This window comes from Sulfolobales archaeon, from assembly GCA_038897115.1.
Taxonomy (GTDB): Archaea; Thermoproteota; Thermoprotei_A; order Sulfolobales; family AG1; genus AG1.
The window spans coordinates 1-6,418 of sequence record JAWAXC010000117.1; the positions used below are offsets into that span (position 1 = coordinate 1).

General features: G+C 42.1%; 5 protein-coding genes and 1 pseudogene. 3 read left to right on the forward strand and 3 right to left on the reverse strand.

Annotation, left to right across the window (positions count from 1 at the left end; genetic code table 11):
• Window positions 1–499: 499 nt before the first annotated feature.
• The 3 genes and pseudogenes from speD (at window position 500) to tpiA (ending at window position 2,908) form a co-directional block, all read left to right on the forward strand.
• Window positions 500–904: an adenosylmethionine decarboxylase gene (speD, locus tag QXE01_10955; protein ID MEM4971756.1), complete on the forward strand. Its 405-nt coding sequence runs from the start codon at window positions 500–502 to the stop codon at window positions 902–904.
• 119 nt (window positions 905–1,023) lie between these two features.
• Window positions 1,024–2,115: pseudogene (fbp, locus tag QXE01_10960) on the forward strand (fructose-1,6-bisphosphate aldolase/phosphatase).
• Window positions 2,116–2,188: 73 nt separating this feature from the next.
• On the forward strand, window positions 2,189–2,908 hold the full coding sequence (gene tpiA, locus QXE01_10965) for a triose-phosphate isomerase (GenBank protein MEM4971757.1): 720 nt from the start codon (window positions 2,189–2,191) through the stop codon (window positions 2,906–2,908).
• Window positions 2,909–3,793: 885 nt separating this feature from the next.
• On the opposite strand, the gene QXE01_10970 is transcribed toward tpiA, so the two are convergent.
• From QXE01_10970 to QXE01_10980, 3 genes are all read right to left on the reverse strand, one after another.
• Complete coding sequence (locus QXE01_10970; GenBank protein MEM4971758.1) at window positions 3,794–4,939, reverse strand: ATP-binding protein; 1,146 nt, start codon at window positions 4,937–4,939, stop codon at window positions 3,794–3,796.
• A gap of 11 nt (window positions 4,940–4,950) precedes the next feature.
• A complete protein-coding gene (locus QXE01_10975; GenBank protein ID MEM4971759.1) occupies window positions 4,951–5,919 on the reverse strand; it encodes a hypothetical protein in 969 nt (322 codons plus the stop codon).
• A 31-nt stretch (window positions 5,920–5,950) separates the two neighbouring features.
• Window positions 5,951–6,418 (reverse strand): CdvA-like protein (locus tag QXE01_10980; protein ID MEM4971760.1); only part of this gene is annotated, 468 nt, incomplete at its 5' end.

A 6,418-nucleotide genomic window follows, 5' to 3' on the forward strand; every position in this document is an offset into this window, starting at 1 on the left:
AGTCTGATAGAGAGCTCTAGCGGGATTTGAAAAACCAGCTAACTCTCTGTTTCTATAGAAGAACTCCGAAGGAGAAATTGCCCTAAAGCTCTCACTACCAGCAATAGCCATTCAAAACACCGTCTAGATATCTTATTTTTAAATGGCGATTTATAGCTTACCTCTTATATCCTCAATGATGATATATAATGAAAAATCCTGCTGTCTATATCTATTCAATACATATCACTAATGCTCAGCCCCCCTTCAACATAGATATTAGCTAGATTTATGATTATTCTAGTTGGGGATGACCGGTCTCCCCCTCTGAGCAGAAGCTGTGATTGAGGTGAAGCGACGGGGACCCATAGTAGATTTGAGAGAGTTTATTTAAAATATCATAGTTAACAGCTGGAAAGCCCTACACTCTAAGGCAAGGGAGGATCAGATGTTCCTTTCTTCCATAGTAATTGCTTAAAAGACACGAACCAATAAATCTATATAGGGAGGGGGTAGGGGGATGAGCTCTACCATAGCTTATTCTCTCACAAATAATTCCCGTCCAGTAAATGCTAAGGTAATAGGGAAGCACATCTATGGGAATCTATATGGATGTGACCCTGATATCCTCAGAAACCCCTATCAGCTCGAGAAGGTAGTTGTAGATGCAGCTAGAATAGGTAATATGACGCTTCTAGATGTAAAGCTCTGGAAAATCGGTGAGGGTGTCTCGATTATAGCTATTGTTTTGGAGAGCCATATTTCTATACATACATGGCCAGAATATGGATTTGCTACCGTTGATGTATATTCCTGTGGCTCGCATACATGGCCTGAACTCTCTTTCGAGTATATAGCAAAAGCTCTTAAAGCGAAGAAGGTTGTTATGGGTACAGCTGATAGAACTATGTATGAGGAATTTTGACTATTTAACTAAATACGTCTCTCACCGCTATATATACTGAAACCCGGATCTAATATACCTCATACCGTGTCAAATATATTTTTTAACACACTAAGAGCATAATTCTATGAGGTGAGAATTTGAGTAAAGAGAAAACCACGCTCTCAGTTATAAAAGCTGATATAGGCTCTCTTGCAGGCCACCATGTAGTGCATCCAGACACACTAGCAGTTGCATCTAGAATCCTTGCAGAGGGAAAGTCTAAAGGGATCATAAATGACTACTACGTAACAAATGTGGGTGACGACCTACAGTTGATAATGACACATAGAAGGGGTGTTGATAATCCAGCTGTGCATGAACTAGCATGGACAGCCTTTAAAGAGGCTGCAAAGGTTGCAAAGGATCTCGGTCTTTATGCTGCTGGTCAAGATCTACTTAGCGATGCATTCAGTGGCAATGTAAGAGGGTTAGGACCTGGCGTAGCTGAGATGGAATTTGAGGAAAGACCTTCAGAGCCTGTAGTGATATTCATGGCAGATAAGACAGAGCCTGGGGCCTTTAACCTACCCATGTACAGGATCTTTGCAGATCCATTTAATACTGCCGGCTTAGTGATAGATCCGAGGCTCCATCAAGGTTTTAAATTCACTGTTTATGATGCTTATGAGGGTAGGGAAATAACCCTCAACGCCCCAGAAGAAATATATGATCTTTTAGCCTTAATAGGAACACCTGGCAGATTCATAGTTAGAAGGGTACATAGGAAGAGCGATAATGAGATAGCAGCTGTAGTAAGTGTTGAGAGGCTAAGCTTAATAGCTGGTAGATATGTTGGCAAAGACGATCCAGTAGCGATTGTGAGGGCACAGAGCGGCTTCCCAGCAGTTGGTGAGATCTTAGAGGCATTTACACATCCACATCTAGTAGCTGGGTGGATGAGAGGCAGCCACTACGGACCATTAATGCCCGTTGGGCTAAGACATGCCAAGGTTACAAGATTTGATGGCCCGCCAAGGGTTGTTGCTCTAGGCTTCAACATTAAGAATGCGAAGCTCGTTGGACCGGCAGATCTATTTGATGATGTTGCATTCGATGAGGTGAGAAGAACAGCCCAGTTTATAGCTGAATATATAAGGAGGCATGGCCCTATAATGCCACATAGGCTAGGACCTGAGGAGATGGAATATACAACGCTACCTGAGGTTCTTCAGAGACTCAGTAGCAGGTTTGTAGAAACAGGTGAAAGAAAGGCTGCAAAGCCCAAGAGCTCCTCTGAACTCCTAACCCCAAGGGAGGAGAAAGGTGACTAGCGGATCCCAGTTGAGACCCCCACTCCTAGTTATAAACTTTAAAACATATAGATCCTCTTTTGGATCCTCTGCCCTAGAGATAGCAAAGTCATCAGAAAAAGTATCAAGAGAAATAGGTATTAGAATCATATTAGCCCCACCTCTAATAGAGACCTCCTATATAGTGAGGAACGTGTCTATAGATGTCTATGCACAATACGGAGACCCGCTATACTATGGAGCCTATACAGGCCATACACCACTAGAAGCTCTAAAAGACATAGGCGTTAAAGGTGTTCTAATCAATCACAGTGAAAAGCCATTGGAGCTAAGGAATATTATAAGGATCTCGGAGATAGCAAGGGAAATAGGTATCGAGACTATAGCTTGCTCAGATAGCAGAGGCCTCGCCAAGATGATAGCAATGTATGCCAAACCAAGCGCTATAGCTCTTGAACCACCTGAGCTAATAGGCACAGGAATAGCTGTATCAAAAGCCAAGCCAGAGATCATTTTGGAGGGGGTAAGCGCTGTAAAGGAGATCTCGAAGGAGATAATAGTATTAGCGGGTGCAGGGATATCGACGAAAGAGGATGCATCAAGATCTATAGAGCTGGGAGCAGAAGGGATCCTAGTATCATCAGCGATTATGCTATCAAAAGATCCTGGGAAAACCATTTTAGAATTTGCAGAAGCTATATTGAGAGCCTGGGATTCAAGATCATCTGCTTAGTAAAGGATCCTCATAGCCTGTGAGACAAACAAGCAATAACTTGGTGAGGCGCTAGAGAACTATGGCTAATAAGTGAATATTAAGAAGCAAATTTGGCTTAAAGTATTAAGAAGAAAAGGGCTGAAACATATTTGATGGTCTTTGGAAGCTTTCATATTAATTCGCGGTTAAGACCCTTCAAGGCTATTAGCTATGCCGATATATATAATAGGTTTATCAATGGCCCTCGGGTGCGCGAGGGTGGCTGAACCGCCGTAGCCCGCCCGAGGGAGACTGTGATGAGCCCGAGGGTAGCCAAAACCCCCTCGGGTAAACGGTAAGAGAAGCTTAACCACACTTTTTGAGCAGAACCCCCCTTTGAATAGAACAGGAACATCTATTCAGAACTTTTTATACCTATAAAAATATATTTTAAGAGGAAACCCTGGTCATACCTCCAGCTAGATGATCGCAATGACAGGTCAGCAAACCTTTTATTCAAGTAATAGTTCGCGAAACCTTAATAAAATTAATATTGCAATCGGGGTGGAGGAGAAGCTATGGGTAAAAATATATGTGAGATCTGCTGGGAAAAAATAGCTATTGGGAAATGCCAGAGATGCTCAAGAAATGTCTGTAAAAACCATATCGTTGGTAACATATGCTCAATATGTAGAGCCTATATGTGTACTATATGTAGAAGGCATCTTGCAATAGCCAGCTGTATATTATGCGGTAGAATTGCCTGCTATAAATGCTTAGATAGGAGATATAATAGTTTGATATGTATGTACTGCAGGATCTCTGCTAATCCTACCTTAAATTATAAGATCTTCTACTCTCAAGTATAAATGTAATGGATTATAAAAATAATTTGAAATAGCTGAGTACAAAATGCTAAAGATTCTATATTGCTCCAAATCTCTTGTTCCACTCTTCATAGCTTCTAACCATTTCAGGCGAAATGCTGGGCTTTCTCTTTGATATTGCTTCGATTAAATCACTCATTCTAATGGGTCTTGGCCTTTCACCTATCGACCCTTTTTCAAAGATCTCATCAACTACTTTCGAATATGCCTCTCTTACAATATCAACTATATCGCTAGCTGAATAGCCCTCCGTCATCTTAGCTATCTCCTCAAGGTTAACATCGCTATCTAGCTCTAGATTCTTTGTATAATGTCTTAAAAGGGCTAGTCTCACCTCATAGTTAGGGCTAGGAACATATATTCTCTTCTGGAATCTCCTTATAAAACCTATATCAAGGGCCCAAGGCTTGTTGGTGGTTCCTATCACGAATATCATATCTCTACTGCCTTTCGTATGGAGTCCGTCCATCTCTTTCAAGAACTGGTTTCTCACCCTAACCTCACCCCCTATTTCTGTGGAGAATGTGCCCATGAGAGAGTCTACCTCATCTATAACTATCACCACAGGCTTACCGCTTCTTGCGATCCTTCTAGCGGTTTCAAAGATCCTTCTTACATTCTTCTCGGCATCACCCAGCCATTTAGACATTATATCGGATGCATCTACAGCTATGAAGGCAGCCTTTATCTCATTGGCAACAGCTGCTGCTAACATAGTTTTACCATTGCCTGGAGGGCCGAACAATAATATGCCTCTATCCCATCCTATTTTATCTATATATAGATCTGGTCTTTTAACTGGGTATATAATTGCTTTCTTTATAGCCTTCTTAACCTCCTCTAGATCCACGATATCTTCAAAAGTTATTTTAGGAGGCTCCGAAACTAGCTCATGAGAATCAACCTCTATTCCCTGTCTCTCCCCACCTCTCCCCCCAGCTGCTATTCTCTCGAGATTTCTCTCTAGAAATTGTGCTCTCTCTTCATAGCTTTTGATGAACTCAACATACACATCTCTCAACCCACTATCGGGATTTATGCTTATTATTCTCCTGAGGATCTGTGCTGCTGCTCTATAATATTTAATAGCATCCTCATAGTTACCCATCCTCTCAGCAATAACCGCTTTATCTGCATATTCCCTTGCAGCCTTCTCTAAGAGGTTTGTGGAATAGCCACCCATTATTGGCACCTCTAACCCACAATGCTAACCTTATTACTCTTTACAAGCCTATCTAGGGAAGCCATCACCTCTTCCCTGCTACATCCATAGATACGTATGAAATCCTCTATATCTAAGAACCCTCCTCTAGATACTATATAGTCCAACAACGCTTTATCCAGCTCTTCAGGTGTTCTTAAACGCCTTGTATTGCTCCCTACATTTTCCCTCCTATTTATCTGTCCAGAAGCTTCTATACCATGCCTTGCATCTCTACCCACCTTTTGCTGATTAGCTCTTACAGCATATACATCAGGGGGTAGAGACACTAGATCCTCGTTAAGATCTACTGTAACGAGTTTTGCAAGTTCAGGAAGCATCTGAGGTAAGGTTTCATCAACACTTCTATCTGCATCAGCTATTATCTTTTTAAGAAGCTCCGACGCCTCTCTAGAGTCTGGCTTTATACTATGCTCCATTAGAGGTTCTGGGGCTGATGTAGCACCAGTTATCGAGTTGATCTCAGCCATGACTCTTTCGAGGGAAACCGCTACATTCGGAACTATCGGCGCTATCTGGGGCTTCAACAGATCTAACAGCCTCTGGAATTCAACTAAGGATGGTCTTAGCTTGTCTAACTCGCTCAGCGTGCCCACCCTCAGCTTGAGCTGTTCTATAAATGTAAGGGCTATCCTAAGCCTTCTATAGATTTTCTTTATCTCCACCATCTCATTAGCATATATAGTCGCCCTAGCCATGTTCTTCTCAGTCACAGCCCTGAGAGCCTGCGTATATAGCTCGTTATATCTTCTCTGCATCTTTCTAGCAACTTCTTCTAGAGCATTATAGCTTAGATCTAGCTCTACTAGGATCTGCTCCAGAGCCTTTCTAAGCGTGTTTTCCCTTCTAGATATAGCTCTTGCTATACCTGAGAAGAATCTAGATATCAGATCAGATGCCCACCATCTCCTCTCAACCTCATCGCCCACTATGGGTTCCACCTATAACACCCCTCTCTGGGGGTTGGCTATCCTACGATACGATCCTAACCTCTATGGGCTTTTGCTGAGTCTGCTGAGCTATATCAACCTTTGGCTGTACAATCTGTGCCTCTACCTGTATCTTAGGCTGGAAAGTCGTCTCTGTTTCAAGTTTTTCGAGCAATTCTATATGGGTCTCAACATCCTTCTTCTCATCTAGATATTTATTCCTCACAGATCTTAGATTCTCGATGCTGGCTTTAAACCTCTGCTCGTTGATCTCGCCTGCTGTGTAGCCTATCTTCAAATGATTCATCGCCTTATCTAGATGTAGTATTTCATCCTCGATCTCTCCTAACCTTTTCCTAAGGAGGTTTTTAACCTGCTTAGATCTCTCTTTAAGCCTATTAAGAGTCGCCTCTAAGCTCTTCTTAATCTCCTCATAGGCCTGGGATCCTATCTCTTTAGAAGAATAGAGATCCTCAAGAGCTCTAGATCTCTTCCTAGCCCTATCAAGTTG

Bases quoted from the DNA above. Each gene is read 5' to 3' on its own strand.
- speD (MEM4971756.1), top strand. From the start codon at position 500: ATGAGCTCTACCATAGCTTATTCTCTCACAAATAATTCCCGTCCAGTA.
- QXE01_10970 (MEM4971758.1), bottom strand. From the start codon at position 4,939: ATGGGTGGCTATTCCACAAACCTCTTAGAGAAGGCTGCAAGGGAATAT.